The sequence below is a fragment of the Piscinibacter defluvii genome (assembly GCF_004011805.1).
In the GTDB taxonomy this organism is placed as follows: Bacteria; Pseudomonadota; Gammaproteobacteria; order Burkholderiales; family Burkholderiaceae_C; genus Piscinibacter; species Piscinibacter defluvii.
The window spans coordinates 606267-629075 of record NZ_RCHJ01000003.1; the positions used below are offsets into that span (position 1 = coordinate 606267).

A 22809-nucleotide genomic window follows, 5' to 3' on the forward strand; every position below is an offset into this window, starting at 1 on the left:
CCATGAACCACAAGCTTCCCTGGGTCGCCGAGCGCGTGCGGCTGTTCCGCGAGTCCGATGCCGACTTCGCGCGCTGGGCGCGCGGGTTCGGACCCATCGTGCACAACGACCTCACTCAATTGCGCGTGCACGACCTCGCACAGGTTCTGGTCGCCGGCGGCAAGGCGAGCGACACGGCGAGCGTCTACCGCACGCTGTGGGCCGCGGACCGGCTCGCCGCGGCCGGCATGTGGCTGACCGTGCACATGACGTACGCCGACCGGGTCTACCCCGACGGGCGCGAGATGGTGGCCGAGGACTTCAAGGAGACGCCCGAAGGCCACACCGGCGGCTCGCTGAACATCGTGCCGGCCTACGTCGGCTATCTTGCCGCGAACGCGCTCGGCGGCCTGACGCGCGGCTGGCTGATGGGGCAGGGGCATTGCGTGGCGGGCATCGACGCCTGCAACCTGCTGGCGGGCAACATGACGCCGCGCCACGTCGAACGCTACGACCGCAGCGAGGCGGGCCTGACGCGCTTCGCGCGCGACTTCTACAGCTACGCGATCGACGCGGAGGGTCGGCCGGCGTCGCCGCTGGGCAGCCACGTGGGCCCCAACACCGCCGGCGGCCTGTCCGAGGGCGGCTACCTCGGTTTCGCGGAACTGCAGTACGTGCACATGCCGCTGCCGGGCGAGCGCCTGGTCGTGTTCCTCAGCGACGGCGCCTTCGAGGAGCAGCGCGGCAGCGACTGGGCACCGCGCTGGTGGCGCGCCGAGGACTGCGGTTTCGTGGCCCCGTTCATGATCCTCAACGGACGTCGCATCGAGCAGCGCAGCACGATGCAGCAGCAGGGCGGCCAGGAGTGGTTCCAGCAGCACCTGCGCCTGAACGGCTTCGACCCGATGGAGATCGACGGCACCGACCCGGCCGCCTTCGCGTGGGCGGTGCACGCCATGGAGGAGCGGCTCGCGGCCTGCGCGGCGGCGGTCGCCAGCGGGACTATCCAGTATCCGGTGCCGCTGCACTACACCATCGCCGAGGCGCCAAAGGGCTTCGGCTTTCCCGGAGCGGGGACCAATGCGGCTCACAACCTGCCGCTGGCGGGCAACCCGCACGCCGAGCCGTTCGCGCGGCAGCAGTTCAACGAAGGCGCCCGCGCGCTGTTCGTGCCGCCCGCTGAACTCGACGAGGCGCTTGCCGCGCTCTGCCATCACCATGACCAGCGGCGCCCGCTCGAGCGGGACCACCCTCTGGCGCACCGACAGGTCGACGCACCCACGTTGCCGGCAGCAAAATGGCACTCTGTCGGCGCGGGCCAGGTGTCCCCGATGGGCGCGCTGGACGCCGCCTTCGCCGCCATCGTGCAGGCGAACCCCCAGTTGCGGCCGCGTGTCGGCAACCCCGACGAACTGCGCAGCAACCGGATGGGGGAGACCCTGGACCTGCTGAAGCACCGCGTCTTCGTGCCCGAGCCCGACCTGGCGGAGGCAGTGGACGGCGCGGTGATCACCGCGCTCAACGAGGAGGCGGTGGTCAGCGCGGCGCTCGGCAACAAGGGTGGCATCAATCTCGTCGTCTCGTACGAAGCCTTCGCCGTCAAGATGCTCGGCGCGCTGCGCCAGGAGATCCTGTTCGCCCGCCACCAGGCGGAGGCGGGCACTCCGCCGGGCTGGCTCTCTGTCGTCACGGTGGCCACCTCGCACACCTGGGAGAACGGCAAGAACGAGCAGTCGCACCAGGACCCGACGCTGGTGGAGGCGCTGCTGGGCGAGATGTCCGACACCGCGCGCGTGCTGTTCCCGCTCGATGCGAACAGCGCCGCTGCCGCGCTGCGTGCCGCCTACGGCACCCACGGCCAGTTCTGGACGCTTGTCGTGCCGAAGCGGCCGATGGCGAACCGACTGACTGGCGAGCAGGCGCAGCGCCTGGTCGAAGAAGGCGCATGCGTGGTGAAAGCCTGCGAGGCACCGACGGTGCTGCTGATCGCGATCGGCGCGTACCAGCTGCAGCAAGCGCTGCTGGCAGCCGAACGCCTCGATGCCGCCGGGCATCGCACCGCGGTGACCTGCCTTGTCGAGCCCGGCCGTTTCCGGACGCCACGCGACGAGCGCGAGCGCGCCTTCGTGGCGGGCGATGCAACGTTGCAGCAACTGTTCCCAGCGGCGGCCGCGGTGCGCGTCCTCGTTTCTCACATGCGACCGGAACCGACGCTCGGCGTGCTTCGCCGGATCGACACCGGGCCGCAGCGGACCCGCGCGCTGGGCTATGTCGCCCGCGGCGGTACGCTGGATGTCGCTGGCATGCTGTTCGCGAACCGCTGCACGTGGGCGCACGTGGCGGCCGAGGCGTCGGACGCCCTGGGCATTGATCCGGCGGGCGTGCTCGGCGCCGACGAGTTGGCCGCTGTTCGCGGGCTCGGCGATCCGCAAACCGTGATGACGGCGGCATGAAACCCATGCCGACGCCCCCCGCCATCGTCCGCGCCGAGCACGTGACCAAGGTCTACCAGCGCGACAGCATCCCGGTGCTGGCGCTGCACATGACCAGCGTCGAAATCCTGGAGGGCGACTTCGTCGCTCTGGTTGGCCCCTCGGGCTCCGGCAAGACGACGCTGCTGAACCTCATCGGCGGGCTCGACCGTCCGACGAGTGGTCGCATCTGGGTCGGCGATCAGGAGATCACCTCGCTGGGCCGCAAGGCGCTCGCGGAGGTGCGCCTGCGGCACATCGGTTTCGTGTTCCAAGAATACAACCTGGTGCCGGTGCTCTCCGCGCTCGAGAACGTCGAGTACGTGATGCTGCTGCAGGGCGTCGACGAGACGCGGCGCCGCGCGGAGGCGCTGCGCCTGCTGCACGCGCTCGGGCTTGAGGGCATGGAGCACCGCCGGCCGAACGAGCTGTCGGGCGGGCAGCAGCAGCGCGTCGCGGTGGCTCGCGCGATAGCGGCGCGGCCGGTGATCGTGCTGCCCGACGAACCCACCGCCAACCTCGATTCGCAGTCGGGCTCGACGCTGATGGACCTGATGCGTCGCCTCAACGAGGAGCAGGGCACGACGTTCGTATTCTCGACGCACGACCCGATGGTGGTCGAGCGTGCGCGCCGCGTGATCCGGCTGTGCGACGGTCGCATCGAAGCCGACGAACGGAGGCCGGCGTGATGATCTGGACGCTGGCGGTGCGCAACGTGATGCGCAACCGCCGCCGCTCCGTCATCACGGTGCTGTCGATCGCGGTCGGCCTGGCGGCGCTGACCTTCCTGTGGGGCTTCATCGACGGCATGAACCGGCAGATGATCAACAACACCACGCGCTACTTCGCCGCCGACGCGCAGGTGCACCTGAAGGGCTACCACGACGACCCAAGTCTGGACCGCGCGATCGAGGCCGGCGCGCGCGTGCTCGAGACGGTGCGTGCCGAACCGTCGGTGGCCGCAGCGACGGTCCGCCTCGAGACCACCGTGCTCGCGAGTCGCGCCGATCGCTCGCGCGGCATCCTGGCTTTTGGTGTCGACCCGGCGCAGGAGGCGCGCGTCACGGATCTGTTCAAGGCGGTGGTCGATGGCCGCGGTTTCAGCGGCGCCGACGACACCGGGGTGTTGATCGGCGAGGGCATGGCCGAGGCGCTTGCGCTGCGGGCCGGCGACGATCTGGTGTTGGTGGGCCAGGCCTACGATGGCTCGGTCGCCAGCGCGCGTGTGCCGGTGCGTGGCGTGTTCCGCACCAAGATCGACGACCTGGACGGTTATGTCGCAGTGATGCCGATGGCGGCGATGCGCGACTTCCTCGCCGCGCCCGAGGCTGTCACCGCAGTGGCGCTGCGGCTGCGCGACCGCGGCGCGCTGGGCGACGCAGTCCAGACCCTGTCCGCGCGCGTGGGCGCCGACCACGAAGTGTTGGGCTGGCCGGTGCTGCTGCCGATGGTGGCGATCAGTATCCGCTTCCACGAGGTGATGGGCTTCGTGGTGCTGACGATCTTCTTCGTGATGGTCGCCGCCGGCGTGGCCAATCCGGTGCTGATGGCGGTGCTCGAGCGCACCCGCGAATTCGGCATCATGCTGGCGCTGGGCACCGGCCAATCGATGCTGTTCCGGCTCGTTGTCGCCGAGGCTGCGTTGCTCGGCGCGGTCGGGCTGCTGCTGGGCAACGCGGTCGGGCTCGGCGCGACGGCGTCGTTCGGCCGCACGGGCATCGACCTCGGCGCCTTCGAAGCCGGGCTGCGGGCGATGCCGGGCCTGGCCGACATGATCTACCCGGTCGTGCGCGCCGAGCGCAGCCTGGCCATCTCGGTGCTGGTGTTCCTGATCGCGCTGGCGATGGCGTTGTACCCCGCGTTCCGCACGGCAACCCTCGAACCGGTCGCGGCGATCCGCGGCATCGGCGAGAAGTCCTCTGGCGGCCGGCGCGGTTCGCGTGGCGCGACGCGCACGCCGTTGCCGGTCTTCGCCATCATCGCGACGCGCAACCTGCTGCGCAACCGCAAGCGCAGCGCGATCACGGTGTTCGGCGCCGCCTTCGCGATCGTCGCCTACGTGTTCCTCTACGGCTTCTTCGACGGCTTCGGCGAGCAGCTCGTCGACAACTCGACGCGCTACGTCACCGGGCACCTGCAGATCGAACGCGAGGGGCTGCGGCGCGACCTCGCGCCGGAACTGGCCTTCGATGCCAGCGCCGCACTCGCCGCGGTGCGCAGCCAGCCCCGCATCGCGGCTGCCGCGCCGCGCGTGCAGGCGCAGGCACTGGTGAGCAGCGCCACGAAGTCGGTGGGCGTCGTGCTGTACGGCGTCGACCCCGCACTCGAACGCGGACTCACGATCCTGCACCGGACCCTCGTCGAGGGATCGGCGCTGGAGGCCGGTGCGGACCGCGACGTCGTGATCGGGCGGCGGCTGGCCGAGAAGCTCGGCATCCGCCTGGGCGAGAAGCTGGTGGTGATGGCCCCCGGCGTGGCCGGCGAACTCGGCACCGCGGCGTTTCGGGTCCGGGGCATCTTCGCGACCGAGAGCAGTTCGTTCGACGGTGCGATGGTCTTCGTCACGCTGCCGGCGTCGCAGCGCATGCTGGGCCTCGGCCAGCGTGTCTCGTCGATCAACCTGCGCCTGGCGGACCGCGCCGAGGTCGACAGGGCCGCCGCGCAACTGACGCCCCTGCTGGGGAAGGACGGTCTGGTCGCGTCGCCCTGGCCGCGCCTGCTTCCGCGGGTGGCGGACATGCTGGGCCTGGTGCGCGCCATCCGCACGGTCATCGTCGCGGTCTTCTTTCTCGTCGTTGCCCTGGCGGTGATGAACACCGTGTTCATGGCGGTGGCCGAGCGCACGCGCGAGTTCGGCGTGATGATGGCGCTGGGCACGCCGCCCGACGCGGTCGTGCGCATGGTGGTCTACGAAACCATCGCGCTGATGCTCGTCGCGTCTGTCGTCGGCTATGCGGTCGGTGCCGCGGTCGTCTCGCTCTTCGGCAACGTCGGACTGGACCTGTCGGGTTTCTACCGCGACTACAGCGCGATCCCCGGGTTGACCGGCATCGTCTACCCGAAGCTGGTTGCCGGCAATCTCGTTGGCCCAGGCATTGGCTTGTTCCTCGCCAGCGTGGTCGTGTCGTTGTACCCGGCAGCGCGCGCTGCAAGGCTGGAGCCGACCGCGGCAATTCGGCACACATGACGATGCGTCGACATCGTGGCGTTGGCTGGGGCGCGGCCGTGATGGCGGCGGGCCATGTGTTCGCTGCCGCGCCGTCGGTGGCGCAGACGCGGCCGCTGGAACTGTCCGGGAGCCTGAAGAGCGTGTTCCTGCGTTCGCAGGCCTCGTCCGGCGAGGACTACGTGCTCAGCCTGAACCGGCTGCGCGTCGAGGCGAAGGGCGACCTGGCGTCGGGGCTCGCCCTCGACCTGCAGTACGACAACGAACTGCTGCTGGGCAGCTACCTGGACACCGAGGAGTTTCGTGCGCTCAAGGACCGCGTGCCGCCGCAGTACTGGCGGGCCGATGCGAACTACTTCGAGCGTGGCGCTGTGTACGGGCGCCATCGTCTGTATCGGGCGGCGGTGACGCTGACCCGCGGCAACGTCGATCTGAAGCTCGGCCGCCAGCGCATCGCCTGGGGGACTGGCCGCTTCTGGAGCCCGTTGGACATTCTGAACCCCGTGAACCCGCTGGCGCTGGAGCGCGAGGAGCGTGTCGGGGTCGATGCCGCACTGCTCGAGGCCAAGCTCGGACCGCTGTCGCGCGCGTCGCTCGTGTATGCCCCAGCGCCGGACCGCGGCTCGCCCAGCCGCGCAGTGCAGTGGCACGGCAATGCGGCGGGCGTGGACACGTCGCTGGTCGTCGGCCGGCTGCTGGGTCTGGACATCGTCGGCATGGACGTGGCCAGTCAGATCGGCGACGCCGGCATCCGCGGCGAAGCGGCCCGCTTTCGCCCCAGCGCCGGCCCCGCCTTCAACCGGCTTATGGTCGGTGCGGACTATGCCTTCGCGAACGGGCTCACGATGAGCGCGGAGCTGTACTACAACGGGGCCGGCTCACCGGCCCCAGCCGGCTGCTACGACATCGCAGGTCTGCGTACGGGACGTGCGGCAAGCCTCGCGACGCGCTGCGCGGGGCTGTACGCGTCGTACGAGATCACGCCGCTGCTGAAATGGGTGAGCTATGCGGTGCGCAATAGCGACGACCGAAGTCACGCCATCGACAGCCGCCTCGTGTGGTCGATCGCACCTGCGGCGGATCTGACCGTCGGCTTGCAGCACTTCAACGGGACGGGAGGCAGCGAGTTCGCGAGTTTGCCTACCGCGTTTCAGCTGCAACTGCAATGGTTCTTCATGTGATCCTTCGGCTGTCGGAGCGCACGTGAACACCTGATGTTCGACCGCGAGCCGCGCCATCAGGGCCGCGGACGGCGAGGTCGGACACTTGAGCGCGGGTCAGCTCACTTGTGCTTGGCCAGCCACTGATCGAACTGCGCAATCTCCTTTTTCTGCGCAGCGAGGATCCTCTTGGCCATCGCCTTCATCTCCGCAGACTTGCCGTGCGCAATCTCCATCTCCGCCATGTTCAAGGCCTGCTGGTGATGCATCTTCATCATCATCGCGAAGTCCTTGTCGATGTCGCCGGACGCCTGCATCTTCTGCATGTCGCCCATACCCATCATCATGGACGCCTTCATGTCCTGCGGACCGGTTGCACCCTTGTGCATTTGCCCCATGGGCATGCTCGCGGACGGGGCCATGGCGGGAGCGGTCTGCGCCTGCGCCGGTGCAGATGCAAGCCACAGTGCCGTCAGCGGCACTAGGTAGATGGCCTTGAAGCAGTCGAGCGTCTTGAAGTTCATCGATGTCTCCTGGGGTGAATGTCCGAGATCAGTGCGCCATGGCGATGCAGGTTTCGGCACAGCGCTTGCAGGCCTCGGCGCAACGCTTGCAGTGATCCATGTCGTGTATGCCGCACTCTGCGGCGCAGCGGCTGCATACCCGCGCGCAGAGCGCGCAGATGCCTTGCATATGCTCATCGCCTCTCGCAATCGACGCGACCGCATGCTGGCAGATGTCGGCACATTCCGTATCCAACGCGATGCAACGCGCCATCGGTTTGGGATCCGCCTCCTGCAGGCAGGCGGTGGCGCACTGCAGGCATGCCACGGCGCATTCGTGGCACGCTCGCAGGCAGGCTTCCTCGTTTGGGTTGGGCATAGTGGTTCTCCAAGTGTGTGTGACGGAACCAAACGATCGTCCTCCCTGTGCCGCCCAGCAGTCGTAGGACGGCGGCGGCGACGGGCGTAGAAGAGATTCGTGGCTGGTTGAGGGGCAAGGGGCGTTCCAGGCCTCGCCAGCCTCAGCGCAGGAAATCGCGCATCAGGCCCCCAGCGACGCGTCGGTCTTCTCGATGGATCTCGCCGAATCCGACTTTATGCCGGGGAGAGCCCGGATCACGATCGCCTGGTTGAAGACCTGCTGGAGCCACCTCCCACATGTCACCACGTGGGCGGCCAAGATCGGCCATCAAATCGACCGTGCCTGTTCATCGCCACGATTCCGTCCAACGAGAGCACGAACGCGATTCGCGGTGCCGCCCGGAGCGCGGCGAGCACCTCGTCGCGCGTCGCCGGCCGGGTGAGTTTGGCCCAGAGTTGTGCGCCGCATTCACCCGCGATCGTCACCACGTCGAGGCGGCAACGACGGTGCGGGCGTCCGAACTCCGACCCTTGGGGTAAGGCCTCTGTACTCAGAACATGAACCACCCCATCAGGAACCAGTTGTTGTTGTCGGCGGCGTTGCGGCCGAAGCCGTCGTAATCCGTGCTGCCGCCGTTGAACTTGCGATAGGCAGTGCGTCGCAGGGCCAGCTTGACGTTCTCGACGGGAAGGTAGTCCAACTCGGTAACCCAACCGGCGGTGTCCGGCCTGCCGTTGGCGCTGCCCATGACCGGACCCATACCGTAGCGCCTCGAGTCGGCGCTGCCGCGCGTCGAGAACACCTGAACCCCGCCACCAAGCGTGCGGCGGTAGGCGTAGTGGGCTCCGATGCGGGCAGTCTTGAGGGAGTTGCTCTCGTTGGATGCCATCCCTTGCGCGAAGCCGGCCGTCAGACGCTGCCGTTCACGCATGTACAGCGCCTGGTTCGAGAAGGCATGCGCACCGTCGATGTACTGGTACTGGGCATCGAACGCGATGTCACGAAACCGATCGCTGGACATCGAGGGGTCATTCCGATCGAGCCAGACCTTGGTGTTCAGACCGAGCAGGCCGGCGGCGACGCTGTGCGATCCGAACTCGCGCTGGAGCGCGAGGCGCCAGTAGGGAGCGTATCCATCGACGACGCGTGCTTTCTCGACGCCCCAGCCCAGCGGCCTCATCACGCCGGTCTTCGCGGACCGATAGAAGCCGGCCTCGGCGTACACGAGGTTGTCGAAGAGGGCATAGGCCGTAACCCCGCCGACCTGAGAGTTCAACTGCATGTCGAGCATCGTGCTCGCGGCCGGCATCACGCCGGCGGAGTCGACGTGCGGAAACATCGGCATGCTGTTCCACACATTCGTGAGCGTCGGCGCGTTGTTCAGGGTGACGCCGAACAGCAGGTCGCGCCCCCCGGCGATCGTCGTGGAGTCGGCAAACCGCATGTCGGCCATCTCCACGCCCCACCGGCGCTCGATGCCGTCATGGCTGTACTGGACCATCGCACCCGTGCGCTCGGTGATTCGTCCTGCGTAGTAGACGCCCGCCGTCTGCGCGATGGTCTGCCGATCGCGCGGCAGCACCTCCGCGTCGACGCCGGACGCGCTCGCGGTCGAGGTGCGCGTGATCTGAAGAATGGCGGACACCGGGAGGTTCGCAGGGAACGCGGCATCGGCGTTCGCATTGCCAAGCGTGTAGGCCTGCAGCTTGAACCGACGCCCGAAGCTGTTCAGCTACGGGAACACGGTGTGGCAGCCGGAGCACTGCGTGCCGGTCCGGCGCGCGAAGCTCGGCACGGCATGAGCGGTCCGCGGCATGAGGGTGAACAGGAACAGCGAGAACAAGAACCAGAGATGCAGCGCGTGCCGAGACGGGCTCGGCTGTAAACGTGACGAGGCCATGGGAGTCTCCGTGGGCATGAAGTGAAGGCGTGCGTGCGCCCGTGGCGAGCACGTTGCACGAGCCGATGCAATGGGCGCCTCAGAGCGAGGCTGAAGCGCGCGTGGGGGCGCGAGCGACCCGTCCCGGGTCTAAATGGTCAAGCGCATGAATCGCATGGTGAGCGGCGCCTCCGGAGGAGGCGCAGCGCCCAGGCGGGCTTGCAGGACCAAGGCCGCAGAGGGCGGCGAGCTCCAGATCACTGCCGTGGTCGAGCTTGCCATGGGCGCGACCTCGAGGGCCTTGTCGTGCTTGACTACCGTCGTGGCTTCGTCGTCGCAGAACTTCTGGCACGCCGGCTTGAGCGTGCGTGACCCGTCGGCACCGCGGGCCTGTTCGGTGCCGGTCGACGCACCAGCGCCGTGATCATGCCCGGCCATGGTCGCCTGGTGCTCGCCGCTGGCATGCGACGAGTCAGGCCTACCGGACGCGCACGCGTTGGCAATGCCGACCAGCAACGCCAACACCCACACGCCGAGCATCACGATGGCGGTGCGTCGGCGGGTGCGGGTGTACGCGAAGAGGGGCATGGGCTGCACGAACATCGATCCGCTCAATGTCATTGCTTCGGCGTGGCCGGTCCTTGAACTGGATCAACGTTCTCAGAGGCGAGACCCGACGCCTCACGCGCGCGCGAGGAACGCCACAGCCACAGGCCCGCAACGCCGAGCACCGCGTAGTTCAGCGCCATGAACCAGGGCGTGGGCCAGGCGATGCCGTCGAATCCTCGATCGGTGATCGGATAGAGCACCGGCGAAGGGTAGTACTCGCTCGAATGCGTGAAGACGTCGATCACGATGTGCGACCACCAGCCGGCCAGCGGAACCAGCAGCCATCGCCACCGAAACCAGGCGAGCATCGTGACGACGGAGGCGACGACGGCGCTGTGCATCACACAGTGCAAGGTGTGCGACCAGGCCTGCACTGCGGCCGGCAACCAGGGCTCGGCGCCCGGCGTCGCGAACGCATAGCCCTGGAGTGCCTGCCAGGAGCCGCCGCCCAGCAGTCCCCAGAGGGCGATGGGGATCAGGTGTCCGATGTCGGGCAGTGCCGCGAGCGCGACGGCTGTGCGCGCCTGGCTGGTGCTGACCGGCCAACGGCGCGCCACCGCCGCGACGCCCAAGCCGGCCCACAAGGAGTGTGCAACGATGTCCATCGCGTGCGACAGCTCACATCATGGGGCGGCTCAGCCCGAACTGCCGGCGTCGCGGTCGAGCAAGGCCTTTCGCTGCTCGTACTCCTGCGCGTCGATCTCGCCGCTGGCAAGGCGTCGCCGCAGCACGTCGTGCGGTGTCTCTCTTGAACCGCGCCGGCGCCCAGACGGACGACCCCATGCCGCGTGGGCCAATGCGCCGATCAGCACGATCCAGAAGAGCCACCACAGCCCGTGCATGCCGCCCATGTAGAAACCATTGCCGAAGTACATCAGTGCTCCTCGGTCCGCGTTGCGTCAGTCGGTCGTTGTGCCGTCGAGCGCCGATCGCACGCGCTGCAACTTGCCTCTCACTTCCTGGGCCACTGCAGCGACCTCCGGATGCGCCGTCAACTGCAAGACGGCCTCGGGGTCCATGAAGCCGACCACCAGCCGACCGTCACTCTCCTGGCGAACAACGACATTGCAGGGCAGCAGCAAGCCGATGTCCGGCTCCGCTGTCAGCGCACGGTGTGCGAGGGGCGGGTTGCAGGCGCCCAGAATCCGGTAGGGCGGTACGTCGATCCCGAGTTTGGCCTTCATCGTGGCCTGAACGTCGATCTCGGTCAGGACACCGAAGCCCTCGGACTTGAGGGCGGCCGTGACCTGCTCGACAGCTCGGCCGAAGTCGCGCTCCCGCAGCACGCCATGGAAGCCGTAGGCCGACGGCGCGGCGGCGCGGGTGGGGTTGTTGGAGTTCGTCACGATGCGGCTCCCGTCACTTGGCCGCCGGCGCAGGCGCCGTGCGGTCCATCATCATCTGCATCATGGACTGCATCATCTCCATGCGCTTTTCCATCATCTGCTGGCGCGTGGTCATGTCCATCGGTGCACTCGCGGCCCCCATCGGTCCCACCCCTCGCATGCCTCCCATGCCCATGCCGCCCATCATGTCCATGCCGCCTTGCATCAGCTTCATTTGCTCGGCCATGAGCTTGCTGCGCTCTTCTGGCGTGCGTGCCGCGAGCAGTTTGTTGCGCATCTCCTGCATGGACTGCATCTGCTTGTCCATGTTCTGGCCCCAGGCTGACGGCGTTGCCGGTGCCTGAGTCGCGGTTGATTGCGCCCATGCCGGCACAGCGGCTGCCAACATGGCGAGGACCGTGAACGTACGAATGGATTTCATGAAGACTCCTGAGTGATGTGATGAGAAGCCCGCGCCCGACGGGTGTCGGTGCGGGGATACATACCGGACACAAGCCGCCGGAAAAAAACCATGACCATGCTTACGTTGGTGCGAAAAAAGCTGCCCTGGTTTCAGCATCTTGAGCAGACGGCACCACGTCGTGTTGATGCAGCTCAGCGCGATTGGCTCGGGTCGTCGCCGAGCAAGCGAAGGCGCCGCTCGTAGTCCTCCCGCGAGATCTCGCCATCCTCCAGGCGCCGCAAGAGCTCCTCCTGAGCCGTGCCGCGCCGACTGCCGGTCTTCCAGAACGAGCCTTGGCCCAGGAAGATGACCCAGCCGGCAACGGCAACCCAGAACAGCCACCAGGCACCGGCTGTGCTGCCGAGGAAATTCAGGTCAAGGGACACTGGGAACCTTCCAGACCCTGCTGCGTCAGCGCAGGAAGTCGCGCCGCATTCCCAGCGAGGCGTCGGTCTTCGCGATGGACCTCGCCGGGTCCGTCTCGATGCCGGTCAGAGCCCGGATCGCGTCGATGGTTTCCGGGATCACGATCGCCTGGTTGAAGACTTGGTAGGTGTAGTACGCCTGGTCGCCATCGACGGCCAGCACGTCCTCCCACAGCGCCACCTCCCACATGTCGCCGCGCGGGCGGCCAAGGTCGGACATCAGCTCGACCGTGCTGTTCAGTGCCACGATCCCGTCCGACGAACGCACGAACGCGATCCGCGGCGCTGCCTGGAATGCCGCGAGAACCTCATCGCGCGTCGCCGGCCGGGTGAGTTCAACCCACCAGGTGTGCAGGTGGCTGGAGTTGTGTGCGGCCTTCACGGCGATCGTCACGACATCGAGATCGGGGATGACGGTGCGGGCGTCCGGACCCTGATGGCTGGGAATGACTTTCTCGGGGACCACCGTGTTGACGATGCCGTCGGCATGCGCCTCCCAGGGGTCGGAGGCGCGACGGATCAGCGTGCCGCGCGCACGCTTGAGCAGGCCCGCCGCCTTGAGCGCCCCGAGCGTGCGAACGATCGATGTCGTGTTGCACGACACGACGCGCGTCGACGAGCGCCCCAGGGCCGATGCATAGTTCGCCTGCGCGACGAAGGAATGTCCGGTGAGCGCATGCGATTCGCCGCCGTGGAAGATGGCCTTCACGCCAGCCGCCTCGTACACGCCCTTGTTGATCGTGGCCACCTTCTTCGGCGTGCAGTCGACGACGACATCGGATTGCGCGAGCAGTTCGGCAAGGCCGCCTGTAACCGCGATGCCGGCTGCGCGCATCGGTGCCTCGGCCTGCGGCGTCGCCGCATGGACGGGCAGCCTGGCGCCGGCCGCGACCTGCAGCCGGTAGTCGTCGACGATGTCGGCCACGCCGGCGAGCGTCATGTCGTCCTGCAGGCGAACCGCGTCGGCGACGCGCTTGCCGATGACTCCGTAGCCGTTGACGGCAACCCTGATCCTGTCCATGTCCACTCCTTTGACGGCGAATTCCCCGGTCAGCGCAGCGCGCGCCCGCGGGCGATGGAAAACGTGAACCGGATGGCGAGCGCATAACCCGCCAGCGCGAGCAGCGGCATGCCGCCCCATTGCGGGCCCACGGCGTGCTGCATCAGCAGGCTCGAGGCGATGTACAGCCCGAGCGTCACCAGCGCGAGCGCAATGCGCCGGCTGGCGCGGTCGACACCTTCCTGCAGGCGCGCGTCGGGCACGATCGCGATCTCGAACAGGCGCCCGCGGGCGAGTGCGCCGTGCAGCCGCTGCGCCAGCAGCGCGGGCAGGGCGCTCGCCGCGCTGCTCATCTCGAAGGCCAGGCGCTTCGATGCTTCCGGCTGCGGCGCCTGCCGGAGCGGGCCGGCCGCGGCATGGCGCGACAGCGTCTCGAAGATCGAGAACGCCGGCGCCAGTGCGCGGACCGTTCCCTCGAGCAGCAGCATCGTGCGGGTCAGGACGAGCAGGTCCGTGGGCAGGCGTACCGCCTGTGAGCGGCCGGCGGCGACCAGCCGTCCCAGCGCAGCCGGCAGCGACCAGTCGCGCAGCGGCCGCTCCGCACAATCGGCCAGCAGCGACTGCACCACCGGCAGGAAGGCGCGGCGCTCCACCTGCGCCCCCATCAGGCCCATGTCGAGCCAGGCATCGACCACCCAGTCGGCGTCCTGCTCGACGAACGCGAGCGCGAACGCCGTCAGCGCGCCGCGCAGGCGGCGGTCCAGGCGGCCGACGATGCCGAAGTCGTGGAAGCAGATCCGCCCGTCGGCCATCATGAACAGGTTGCCCGGATGGGGATCGCCATGGAACAAGCCGTGCTCGAAGAGCTGCGTCACGTAGCTGTCTACGAGGCGGCGCGCGCAGGCCTCGCGTTCGGGCGCGGCGGCGGCGTCGATACGCACGCCGCTGCTGAAGCGCTGCACCATGACGGAAGATGCACACAGGCCGTCGACCACGTCCGGGATGTCGACATCGGGCGAGCCGCGCCACGCATCGGCAAAACGCCGCACGAAGCGAGCCTCGCGCGCGAGGTCCATCTCGAGCCGCAGGTTGCCGGCGATCTCGTCGACGATCGCCATGAGGCCCCAGCGCCGCAGCGGTGGGAGCAAGGCCTGCGCCACAGTGGTGACCGCGTGCAGGATGCGCATGTCGGATTCGACGGCCTCGGCGGCGCCTGGCCGGCGGATCTTGACGATGACCTCGGTGCCGTCGGGAAGCGCGGCACGGTGGATTTGCGCCACCGACGCCGCGGCCAGCGGTGCCAGGTCGAAGCGTGTGAAGAGCTGCGAGCAGGGGCGGCCAAACGCGGATTCGACGGCCAATTGCGCCTGCTCCGATGGAAACGCACCCACATGATCCTGCAGCCGCGCCAGGGTTTGCTGTGCCGTGTCAGGCAACAGGTCGGCGCGCAGGCTCAGATGCTGGCCAAGCTTGACGAAGGTGGTGCCCAGCCCTTGCAGGAGGGCCGCGAAGCGTTCGGCCACGGGATGGTCGTCGCAACGCATCACGCCGCGGTGCCAGGCCCACCACAGCACGAAGCCGGCAAAGGCCAGACCGATCCGGAGCGCGCGCCCCACCGGGGATCGGCGTTGCGACGGCGTGGAAGGAGCCTGTGCCGTGTCAAACATCTCAAGCCACACGGTGTCGAGGCCGGCCAGCCTTCCAGGCCGCGATGTTCTCGACCGTCTCGTGCAGGATGCGCGCGACCGCCTCACGGGTGTTGAAGCCGACATGGGGTGTCGCGAGCACGCGCGGGTGGCGCAACAGCGGGTGCGACGCCACCCAACCGCGGTCGCAGCCCAGGCCGCCGCAGCCCATGGGGGCCTCGGGTGCGGCTCCGCCCTCGTGCTCGAGCACGTCGAGACCGGCTGCGGCGACCGTGCCGCGGTCGAGCACGCGCAGCAGCGCTTCCTCGTCGATCAACGCGCCGCGCGCGGTGTTGAGCAGCAAGACGCCAGGCTTGACGCGGGCGAAAGCCGCGTCGTCAAGAAGGTGGTGCGTCTCCGGGCTCAGCGGCACGTGGAGACTCAGGACGTCGCTGCGCTCGAGCAACTCGGACCATCCGACAAACTCGATGCCAAGGGCAATCGTGGCTTCCGGCCGCGGTCGTGGGTCGAACGTCACGACTTTCATCCCGAAACCGTGCGCGATACGCGCGACATGCGTTCCGATGCGTCCACAGCCGACGACACCCATCACCTTGCCTTCCAGCTCAAAGCCGGTGAGGCCACGGTACGAGAAGCTGCCCTGGAGTGCCCGGGCGCGGGCCTCGCACAGGTGGCGGGCAAGCCCCAGCAGCAGCGTGAAGGTGTGTTCGGCGACGGTAGCGGCCCCATAGTCGGGCACGTGACTGACCATGATGTTGCGTTCCCGGCAAGCCGCGAGGTCGATGTGGTCGACGCCGGCGGAGCGTGTTGCCACCAGGCGCAGGGCGGGCATGCGCTGCAGCAACTCGCGCGACACCGGCGTGCGGACGAACACGCACAGCACCTGCGCCAGCGCGGCCGCCCCGTCGTCGGTGTCGAGTTGCGCGTCGGGCAGGAAGCGTGGCCACCACGACCGTTGGCACAGCGGTTCGAGCGTGGCCCGGTCATCGGGTCCGACGTCGACGAACAAGACTCGCAGGGCCCCAGGGGCGCCTTCCGCGGGCGCTCCTGGGGGCGGCTTGTGCTGGCTGGGTGAGGTGTTCATGCCGTGCTTCCAGCCGGGTGCTGTTCCGACGAAGCCCCGCCCTTCACGGCCCGATACAGCGAGACAACGCCGAAGACCGTGGGTATGCGGCGCGTCTCTTCGACATGGCGGAAGCCCGCCGACGCGAACACGACCGGCAGCAGTCCGGCAACGTTGTCGCTTGTGGTGTCGAAGCCGTCCAGGAGCTGGATCGCCAGAAAGGCGGTCCGGCTCGCCAGGCCGCCTGCGCGGCCCCAATCGGCGACGTGCAGTTCCCCGGCGGGGCGCAGTACGCGGTGCATCTGGCGCGCCGTCAGCAGCTTGTCACCCCAGGACAGGTGGTGGAAGAAGAGGCTCGACAGCACACGGTCGAAGCGCGCGTCGGAGTAGGGCAGAGCGGACGAGCGCCCCAGGTCGAAGGCGATGTCGACGCCCGCCTCGCGTGCTTTGCGCGTCGCAATGGCGAGAACCGTGGGGTCGGCGTCGAGCCCCGCCACGCGCACCCCCTGCTTTCGACGCTGTGCCGCTATCGCCAGCGTGCCGGTGCCGCATCCGACATCCAGTACTTGCTGGCCCGGCTCGATGACTGCCTGATCGAGCAGTGCACCCTTGAAGGTCCGCTCGCGCGTGGTCACCGCCACCACGCGGTCGTACAACGGCGTCAACAGGTGAAAGCCGAGCGCGGGCGTGAACCCCCTCGTCTCATCCATCACTGCACCTCCGGTTCCGGTGGAGCGCCGGGGACCGGCACGGTGCGACGCGGCCCCTTGAAGTACAGGAACACGATGACGCTGAGCACGCCGGCGAAGAAACACCACACCGAGATGAACCATGTGGCGTAGAAGGCATAGGCCGCCACCGCGGATGCGAACGAGGCCACTCCGAAGGCAACGACCCGGGCGTGGCTGGAGAACATCAGGCTTGCGCACGTGCCCAGCAGGTAGAGCGACATCGCGGCCAGTGCATAGAAGTGCGGCGACTCGTAGGCGATGTGCTGGCCCTTCACCGTGGCCACGATCGGCAGCGTGAACAAGGTTGCCAGCAAGTACAGCCCTACGGCGCTGCCTGCGATGGCGATGACGGCAAGGATCCGCCGCCGCCAGGGCACGGTCTCCAGCGCCAGTGCGGCCAGCGGCACGTAGATCGGCCACAGCACGTGCGAGAAGAACGAATAGGCGTGCGTTAGCACCGTGTTCAGCAGCGGCGCGCGGTCCGGGAAGGTCAGCCAGAGCGCGCCCTCGAGCAACTGCTGGATGCCGAAGAGGACCGGGATCCAGGCGTACGGCAGCTCCGCGCGAACGCGCGCGCGCCGCACGGTGGCTGCACCGACGAGAAGCAACACGGTGCCGGCGGTAAAGCTCGCTTGCGCGGAGAAGCACATCAGGCGCTCCTTTCGCGTCCGGCCGTCGGGACGACTTCGGTTCCTGCACGGCCCTGCACCATGGCCTCGATGTGGTCCAGAGAGCCGATGACGGCGCGGCGCCCGGTCGCCGCCACAAATGCACGGGCGGCCTCGACTTTCGGTCCCATGGAGCCGGCCGGAAACTTCATGCCCGACAGCGCATCGACGTCCACCTGGCGAAGCGCACGTTGGCCCGGCGTGCCGAAGTCCAGGTAGACCGCATCGACGTCGGTCGCGATCACGAGACAGTCCGCCTGCAGTTGGCGCGCCAGCAGGCTGCTGCACAGATCCTTGTCGATCACGGCTTCGATCCCCTGCAGCGACCCGTCGGGCGGGATCGCCGCGACGGGAATTCCGCCGCCCCCGGCCGCGATCACCAGAGCTCCGTGCGAAAGCAGCCACTGGATCGGTTGCAGGCCGAGCACGCGCTGCGGCGACGGAGACGCGACGACGCGGCGGATGCCCTTGCCGTCTGGCGCCATGGACCAGCCTCGCTGAAGGCCGATGCGCTCAGCCTCGGCCGCTGTGTAGACCGGACCGATGGGCTTGGTTGGAGATGCGAATGCCGGATCCGAGGGATCCACCTGAACGCGGGTCATGAGGGTCGCCACCACGCGCGAGGGCAGGATGTTTCCCAACTCCTGCTCGAGCAGGTAGCCGATCATCCCGTCGGTCTGCGCACCCAGCACATCCAGCGGAAACCCTTCGCCCGCCGCATGTTCGGCAGCCTGGAGGGCGAGCAGGCCCACCTGTGGTCCGTTCCCATGGGTGAGCACGACCTCGTTGCCGTCCACGATGCGCGCCAGCTGACTGGCTGCGCGGCGGATGTTGGCGAGCTGATTCGCAGAAGTCAGCGCTTCGCCCCGGCGAAGCAGCGCGTTTCCGCCCAGGGCGACAACGATTCTCATTGGGGGTTCTCTCTGCAGTTCAACCGAGGCTCGCGACGAGCACGGCCTTGATGGTATGCATGCGGTTTTCGGCCTGGGTGAATACGATCGAGGCCTCGGACTCGAAGACCTCGTCCGTCACCTCGAGCTCCTTGAGACCGAACTGCTCGTGGACCCAGCGGCCGACTTCGGTGTCCAGGTTGTGCAACGCCGGCAGGCAGTGCATGAAGCGCGTCCGCGGGTTGCCGGTGGCGGCCATCAAGGCGCTGTTGACTTGGTACGGCAGCAATTGGTCGATGCGGTCCTTCCAGACTTCCTGCGGCTCTCCCATGGAAACCCACACGTCGGTGTAGAGGAAGTCGACGCCTGACACTGCACGCACCGGGTCGGACTCGATCGTGATCCGAGCACCGGTCCGCTTGGCGAGCGCCCGCATCCGAGCTACCAACTCTTCCGGGGGGCGCAGGCTCTCCGGTGCGGCGATTCGAACATCCATGCCCATCTGAACACCGCCGACAAGCAGGGAGCAGCCCATGTTGAAGCGGGCATCGCCCAGGTAGCAGAAGGACAGCCGGTGAAGTGGCTCTTGGCCAAACTCCTCCATCGTCAGCAGGTCGGCGAGGATCTGCGTCGGATGCGCTTCGTCGGTCAGCCCGTTCCACACCGGAACGTGGGAGTAGCGCGCGAGCTCCTCGACAACGCTCTGGTGGAAGCCGCGATACTCGATCCCGTCGTACATGCGCCCGAGGACGCGGGCTGTGTCCTTCAAAGACTCCTTGTGGCCCAGCTGCGAGCCCGTTGGGTCGATATAGGTGACGTGTCCGCCCTGGTCGTGAACTGCGACCTCGAACGCGCAGCGCGTTCGCGTCGAAGCCTTCTCGAACACCAACGCGATGTTCTTGCCCTTCAGGCGCTGGTGTTCGTTGCCGACGTACTTCGTGCGCTTGAGCTCTGCCGACAGGTCGAGCAGGTAGCGGATGTCCCGGGGCTCGAAGTCCGCGAGATCAAGCAGGCTGCGATTGCGCAGGTTGAAACTCATGATGGGTTCCTGATGTTCGTGGGTAACGGACGGATCAGACGGGGTCGCGCTCGATCGGGCAGGACATGCAGTGGCTGCCGCCACGGCCGCGGCCAAGCTCCGCGCTGGGGATCGTGATGACCTCGATCCCCGCCTTGCGGAGCAGCGTGTTGGTGTAGACGTTTCGGTTGTACGCAACCACGACTCCGGGCGAGAGGGCGAGCAGGTTGTTGCCGTCGTCCCACTGTTCCCGCTCGGCCTCGTACGTGTCTCCCCCGGTCATGACCGTGCGCAGGCGCTTCAGACCCAGAGCACGGCTGATCACGTCGAGCAGCGGTCCTGACTCAGGTCGGACGTCCAGCGTCCCCTCCTTGTTCCCGGGACGAAGGCTGTGCGCACGAATCTCGGCCACGACGTCGGGGAATGCGGTCACCAGGTCGACGTCGCAGAAGGTCAGTACCGTGTCCAGGTGCATGGCTCCTCGCGACTTCGGCATGCGAGCGGCGATGACCTGCGCTGCCGCGCTGCGCTCGAAGAGGCGGCGCGCGAGCTGGCTGACCGCCTGAGGCGACGTGCGTTCCCCCATGCCGACCAGCACGACGCCGTTGCCCAGCGGAACGACGTCGCCTCCTTCCAGCGAGGCCATGCCGTGGTCGCGATCCGGATCACCCCACCACTCGACCGCCTGGCCGCGAAACGTCGGGTGGAAGCGGTAGACGGCAGTAAGCAGCAGCGTCTCCTGGCGCCGCGCCGGCCAGAACATCGGACTCAGCACGACCCCACCGTAGACCCAGCAACTGGAATCGCGGGTAAACAGCGTGTTCGGCAGCGGCGCGAGCAGGAAGTCGGAGGGCGACAGACAATGAGCCGCGAGTCCTTCCAGATCGACGGGGACCTCGCCGCGCAGGAGCCCGCCAATCAGATGCTCAGCGAGGCGATTGGCCTGGAGGGCTTCCAGCCAGGGGCGCAAGCGTGCCGCCGCCTCGGGATCGATGAAGTCCTCGCCGAGTTTGCGATCGAGCAGCCAAGCCCGCGCGTCCTGCTGCGCAACGACGTCGGCCAGCAGGTCGTGCAACTCGAGCACTTCAACGCCTCGCTCGGTCATCACATTCGTGAAGGCGTGGTGGTCGTTCTTGGCCTGGGAGACCCACAGCACGTCGTCGAAAAGCAGCTCGCGGCAGTTGGCCGGCGTCAGCCGGGCCTGGGCAAGTCCCGGTCTGCAGACCAGTACCTTGCGCAGTCGGCCGACCTCTGAAAATACTCCGAGCGTCATGTGAGTACTCCTGTTGAATCAAAGGTGACGGACGAGGTCGCGGTCACAGGCTGAGTCCGCCGGTGGCCAGCAGGTAGGCAGCTAGCACTGCCAGCAGCAGCAGGACCGCGGCAAGGCCGATCTCGAAGCCCTTGAACGGGCGCGCGCCCTGTTCGCGCCTGGCCCACATGAACAGCAGGGCGCCCGGCACATACAGCAAAGAACTCAACAGCAGGTACTTCGGACCCGCGGCGTAGAGCAGCCAGACGCAGTAGAGCGTGGCCCCCGCTGAGACGGCCAGGTCCGAAGGATGAACGCTGGCGGCAGATCCTTCGCGCCGGGCCGCGAGCGTCAAGCCGTAGATCGCGCTGAACAGATACGGCAGCAGAATCATCGCCGTGGACAGCGAGATCAATGCCAGGTAGGAGGCCTTGGAAAACAGTGCCACCAGCAGGAAGACCTGCACCATCGCGCTGGTGAGCCACAGCGCGTTGGCAGGCACGCCGCGGGCGTTCTGGCGCGCGAGACCGCTGGGCATCACGCCGTCGCTGGCGGGCGAGAACAACGATTCGGCGGCCAGCAGCGTCCACGCGAGGAAGCCCCCGCCGACGGAGACGATCAGCCCGCCATAGATGAGCACGGCGCCCCATGTGCCGACAGCTCTTTCGAGCACACCGGCCATCGACGGATTCTTCAGCCCGGCCAGCTCGGGCTGCTGGAGCACCCCCAGGGAGAGGATCGAGACGGCCATCAGCAGGAGCAGCGTTGCGCCGAAACCGATGACGGTTGCGCGTCCCACGTCTTCGCGCTGGCGCGCGCGAGCGGAATAGACGCTTGCACCTTCGATGCCGATGAAGACCCAGACCGTGACCAGCATCGTGCTCTTGACCTGATCGAGGACGCTGCCCAACTTCGCGTTGCCCCAGAAGTCCAGGCTGAAGGTCTCGACGCGAAAGGCGGTCGCCACAAGCACGATGAACAGCAGGAGCGGGAGCACCTTTGCCAACGTCACCACCGCGTTGAGGACCGCGGCGCCGCGAATGCCGCGAAGCACCATGAAGTGCACGAGCCAGAGCACTGCCGACGCGCCAGCCACGGCGGGTGCCGTGTTTCCGTCGCCGAACGCCGGGAAGAAGTAGCCGAGCGCTCCGAAGGCAGCGACGAGATAGCCCACGTTGCCGATCCAGGCACTGACCCAGTAGCCCCACGCCGAGTTGAAACCGACGTAGTGGCCCGCAGACTCCCGTGCGTAGGCATAGATGCCGTTGTTCAGTTGCGGCTTGCGCAACGCAAGCATCTGGTAGACCCGAGCGAGTGCGAGCATGCCGATGCCGGTGATGAGCCACCCGATGAGGATCGCTCCTGCGGACGCACCCGCGGCCATGTTCTGCGGGAGACCGAAGATGCCGCTGCCAATGATCGATCCAACGACGAGGGCGATCAGCAATCCGAGGCCGAGACGGTCGTCGGTGCGAGTGGTTGGCCGAGACGGGGATGCCGCGCCGGCTGCTCCCGGGATGTAGGTGCTCATGGTGGTGTCTCTCGTGGGTTGCGGTTGATGGAACAAGTCGGACAGCGCGGCGAGACTGCCCGGGTCGGACTAGGCTTCATGGAACTCCCGATCGCACTTGCTCCTGTCCTGCGCGCCCGAGCACGGCATTCAGGGTCGTCAGGCGGCCACGGGCGCGCGCGATCCAGAGGCTCGGGAATGCCGATGCCAACGCCGCGTAGACGAGGTACTTGGCCAACTTGCCGACCCAAAGAGCCAGAACCACTTCGGCGACGGGAAGCCGGGAGATCGCGGCGAACATCAGCGCGGGGGTGAGCGGCAGGGGCAGTGCGGCAATGACGAGGAGCGAGGCCACCCCGTACATGCTCAACCAGCGCGTGGCGTCCTGCCACGCCACCGAACGAACCACATCGGGGTAGGCCGCGAAGAGCCGGGCCCAGCCGAGGTGGTGGAAGACGAGATAGAGAATGCTCCCGCCGAGGGCCGCGCCGAGGCTCGACCAGAGCGCGATGGCGACCCACCGGCGAGGCGCCATCAGTACCGCGGCCACCAGCAGGCCGGCGAAGGGCACGGACATCGACAGCGTCGCCACAACGGCGACCGAGGCGACCACCATCGGGAACGCGCGTGTGTCGGCACGGCGCACAAGCGTGCGCACCAAACCGGATTCGAGTGCGTTGCGCAACACGA

General features: G+C 67.8%; 23 protein-coding genes. 4 read left to right on the forward strand and 19 right to left on the reverse strand.

The window, feature by feature from the left end; genetic code table 11:
* Positions 1-2 precede the first annotated feature (2 nt).
* From xfp to D9C15_RS12405, 4 genes are read left to right on the forward strand one after another with little or no spacing between them, the layout of a single operon-like run.
* Positions 3-2432, forward strand: coding sequence for a phosphoketolase Xfp (gene xfp, locus D9C15_RS12390; RefSeq protein ID WP_127997736.1), 2430 nt, complete (start codon positions 3-5; stop codon positions 2430-2432).
* 5 nt (positions 2433-2437) lie between these two features.
* On the forward strand, positions 2438-3139 hold the full coding sequence (locus D9C15_RS12395; RefSeq protein WP_127997737.1) for an ABC transporter ATP-binding protein: 702 nt from the start codon (positions 2438-2440) through the stop codon (positions 3137-3139).
* Positions 3139-5637, forward strand: a complete 2499-nt coding sequence (locus D9C15_RS12400; protein ID WP_240668385.1) for an ABC transporter permease — start codon at positions 3139-3141, stop codon at positions 5635-5637. Before D9C15_RS12395 ends, D9C15_RS12400 begins: the two co-directional genes overlap by 1 nt.
* Positions 5634-6797: a hypothetical protein gene (locus D9C15_RS12405; RefSeq protein ID WP_127997739.1), complete on the forward strand. Its 1164-nt coding sequence runs from the start codon at positions 5634-5636 to the stop codon at positions 6795-6797. Before D9C15_RS12400 ends, D9C15_RS12405 begins: the two co-directional genes overlap by 4 nt.
* A 101-nt stretch (positions 6798-6898) precedes the next feature.
* On the opposite strand, the gene D9C15_RS12410 is transcribed toward D9C15_RS12405, so the two are convergent.
* From D9C15_RS12410 to D9C15_RS12505, 19 genes are all read right to left on the reverse strand, one after another.
* Positions 6899-7300, reverse strand: a complete 402-nt coding sequence (locus D9C15_RS12410) for a DUF305 domain-containing protein (RefSeq protein ID WP_240668386.1) — start codon at positions 7298-7300, stop codon at positions 6899-6901.
* 28 nt (positions 7301-7328) lie between these two features.
* Positions 7329-7658 carry a four-helix bundle copper-binding protein gene (locus D9C15_RS12415; RefSeq protein ID WP_112184008.1) on the reverse strand — a complete coding sequence of 110 codons (330 nt, stop codon included), beginning with the start codon at positions 7656-7658 and terminating at the stop codon, positions 7329-7331.
* Between the two features lie 532 nt (positions 7659-8190).
* The gene (locus D9C15_RS12425) at positions 8191-9285 is read right to left on the reverse strand and encodes a hypothetical protein (protein WP_127997740.1); all 1095 of its coding nucleotides are present in this window, start codon (positions 9283-9285) and stop codon (positions 8191-8193) included.
* A 384-nt stretch (positions 9286-9669) separates the two neighbouring features.
* Entirely contained in the window at positions 9670-10122 is a 453-nt protein-coding gene (locus D9C15_RS12430; RefSeq protein ID WP_127997741.1) for a hypothetical protein, read from the reverse strand.
* A 14-nt stretch (positions 10123-10136) separates the two neighbouring features.
* Positions 10137-10733, reverse strand: coding sequence for a hypothetical protein (locus D9C15_RS12435; RefSeq protein WP_127997742.1), 597 nt, complete (start codon positions 10731-10733; stop codon positions 10137-10139).
* A 30-nt stretch (positions 10734-10763) separates the two neighbouring features.
* Complete coding sequence (locus tag D9C15_RS12440; protein ID WP_240668387.1) at positions 10764-11003, reverse strand: SHOCT domain-containing protein; 240 nt, start codon at positions 11001-11003, stop codon at positions 10764-10766.
* A gap of 24 nt (positions 11004-11027) precedes the next feature.
* Positions 11028-11474: a DUF302 domain-containing protein gene (locus D9C15_RS12445; RefSeq protein WP_127997743.1), complete on the reverse strand. Its 447-nt coding sequence runs from the start codon at positions 11472-11474 to the stop codon at positions 11028-11030.
* Between the two features lie 13 nt (positions 11475-11487).
* Positions 11488-11895 carry a hypothetical protein gene (locus tag D9C15_RS12450; protein ID WP_127997744.1) on the reverse strand — a complete coding sequence of 136 codons (408 nt, stop codon included), beginning with the start codon at positions 11893-11895 and terminating at the stop codon, positions 11488-11490.
* Positions 11896-12068: 173 nt separating this feature from the next.
* Positions 12069-12302, reverse strand: a complete 234-nt coding sequence (locus tag D9C15_RS12455; protein WP_127997745.1) for an SHOCT domain-containing protein — start codon at positions 12300-12302, stop codon at positions 12069-12071.
* A 25-nt stretch (positions 12303-12327) separates the two neighbouring features.
* Positions 12328-13362, reverse strand: coding sequence for a type II glyceraldehyde-3-phosphate dehydrogenase (locus D9C15_RS12460; RefSeq protein ID WP_127997746.1), 1035 nt, complete (start codon positions 13360-13362; stop codon positions 12328-12330).
* A gap of 29 nt (positions 13363-13391) precedes the next feature.
* The gene (locus tag D9C15_RS12465) at positions 13392-14957 is read right to left on the reverse strand and encodes an ABC1 kinase family protein (protein ID WP_240668388.1); all 1566 of its coding nucleotides are present in this window, start codon (positions 14955-14957) and stop codon (positions 13392-13394) included.
* Positions 14958-15009: 52 nt separating this feature from the next.
* Positions 15010-16071 (reverse strand): NAD(P)-dependent oxidoreductase, encoded by a 1062-nt coding sequence (locus tag D9C15_RS12470; protein ID WP_127997748.1) that lies wholly within the window; start codon positions 16069-16071, stop codon positions 15010-15012.
* Positions 16068-16760, reverse strand: coding sequence for a class I SAM-dependent methyltransferase (locus D9C15_RS12475; RefSeq protein WP_127997749.1), 693 nt, complete (start codon positions 16758-16760; stop codon positions 16068-16070). Before D9C15_RS12475 ends, D9C15_RS12470 begins: the two co-directional genes overlap by 4 nt.
* A complete protein-coding gene (locus tag D9C15_RS12480) occupies positions 16760-17431 on the reverse strand; it encodes a DUF6629 family protein (protein WP_127997750.1) in 672 nt (223 codons plus the stop codon). The genes D9C15_RS12475 and D9C15_RS12480 overlap by 1 nt, the downstream gene beginning before the upstream one ends.
* The gene (gene arcC, locus D9C15_RS12485; protein ID WP_112183984.1) at positions 17431-18360 is read right to left on the reverse strand and encodes a carbamate kinase; all 930 of its coding nucleotides are present in this window, start codon (positions 18358-18360) and stop codon (positions 17431-17433) included. Before arcC ends, D9C15_RS12480 begins: the two co-directional genes overlap by 1 nt.
* Positions 18361-18379: 19 nt before the next feature.
* Positions 18380-19378: an ornithine carbamoyltransferase gene (gene argF, locus D9C15_RS12490; protein WP_127997751.1), complete on the reverse strand. Its 999-nt coding sequence runs from the start codon at positions 19376-19378 to the stop codon at positions 18380-18382.
* 34 nt (positions 19379-19412) lie between these two features.
* The gene (locus D9C15_RS12495) at positions 19413-20630 is read right to left on the reverse strand and encodes an arginine deiminase (protein WP_127997752.1); all 1218 of its coding nucleotides are present in this window, start codon (positions 20628-20630) and stop codon (positions 19413-19415) included.
* Between the two features lie 43 nt (positions 20631-20673).
* A complete protein-coding gene (arcD, locus tag D9C15_RS12500) occupies positions 20674-22140 on the reverse strand; it encodes an arginine-ornithine antiporter (protein WP_127997753.1) in 1467 nt (488 codons plus the stop codon).
* Positions 22141-22216: 76 nt separating this feature from the next.
* Positions 22217-22807, reverse strand: coding sequence for a VTT domain-containing protein (locus tag D9C15_RS12505; RefSeq protein ID WP_164886713.1), 591 nt, complete (start codon positions 22805-22807; stop codon positions 22217-22219).
* Positions 22808-22809: the final 2 nt, after the last annotated feature.

Coding starts and splice junctions, on each gene's coding strand:
- D9C15_RS12395 (WP_127997737.1), top strand. CDS start 2,438: ATGCCGACGCCCCCCGCCATCGTCCGCGCCGAGCACGTGACCAAGGTC.
- D9C15_RS12410 (WP_240668386.1), bottom strand. CDS start 7,300: ATGAACTTCAAGACGCTCGACTGCTTCAAGGCCATCTACCTAGTGCCG.
- xfp (WP_127997736.1), top strand. CDS start 3: ATGAACCACAAGCTTCCCTGGGTCGCCGAGCGCGTGCGGCTGTTCCGC.
- D9C15_RS12450 (WP_127997744.1), bottom strand. CDS start 11,895: ATGAAATCCATTCGTACGTTCACGGTCCTCGCCATGTTGGCAGCCGCT.
- D9C15_RS12415 (WP_112184008.1), bottom strand. CDS start 7,658: ATGCCCAACCCAAACGAGGAAGCCTGCCTGCGAGCGTGCCACGAATGC.
- D9C15_RS12460 (WP_127997746.1), bottom strand. CDS start 13,362: ATGGACAGGATCAGGGTTGCCGTCAACGGCTACGGAGTCATCGGCAAG.
- D9C15_RS12435 (WP_127997742.1), bottom strand. CDS start 10,733: ATGGACATCGTTGCACACTCCTTGTGGGCCGGCTTGGGCGTCGCGGCG.
- D9C15_RS12470 (WP_127997748.1), bottom strand. CDS start 16,071: ATGAACACCTCACCCAGCCAGCACAAGCCGCCCCCAGGAGCGCCCGCG.
- D9C15_RS12480 (WP_127997750.1), bottom strand. CDS start 17,431: ATGTGCTTCTCCGCGCAAGCGAGCTTTACCGCCGGCACCGTGTTGCTT.
- arcD (WP_127997753.1), bottom strand. CDS start 22,140: ATGAGCACCTACATCCCGGGAGCAGCCGGCGCGGCATCCCCGTCTCGG.
- arcC (WP_112183984.1), bottom strand. CDS start 18,360: ATGAGAATCGTTGTCGCCCTGGGCGGAAACGCGCTGCTTCGCCGGGGC.
- D9C15_RS12495 (WP_127997752.1), bottom strand. CDS start 20,630: ATGACGCTCGGAGTATTTTCAGAGGTCGGCCGACTGCGCAAGGTACTG.
- argF (WP_127997751.1), bottom strand. CDS start 19,378: ATGAGTTTCAACCTGCGCAATCGCAGCCTGCTTGATCTCGCGGACTTC.
- D9C15_RS12475 (WP_127997749.1), bottom strand. CDS start 16,760: ATGGATGAGACGAGGGGGTTCACGCCCGCGCTCGGCTTTCACCTGTTG.
- D9C15_RS12430 (WP_127997741.1), bottom strand. CDS start 10,122: ATGTTCGTGCAGCCCATGCCCCTCTTCGCGTACACCCGCACCCGCCGA.
- D9C15_RS12440 (WP_240668387.1), bottom strand. CDS start 11,003: ATGTACTTCGGCAATGGTTTCTACATGGGCGGCATGCACGGGCTGTGG.
- D9C15_RS12405 (WP_127997739.1), top strand. CDS start 5,634: ATGACGATGCGTCGACATCGTGGCGTTGGCTGGGGCGCGGCCGTGATG.
- D9C15_RS12400 (WP_240668385.1), top strand. CDS start 3,139: ATGATCTGGACGCTGGCGGTGCGCAACGTGATGCGCAACCGCCGCCGC.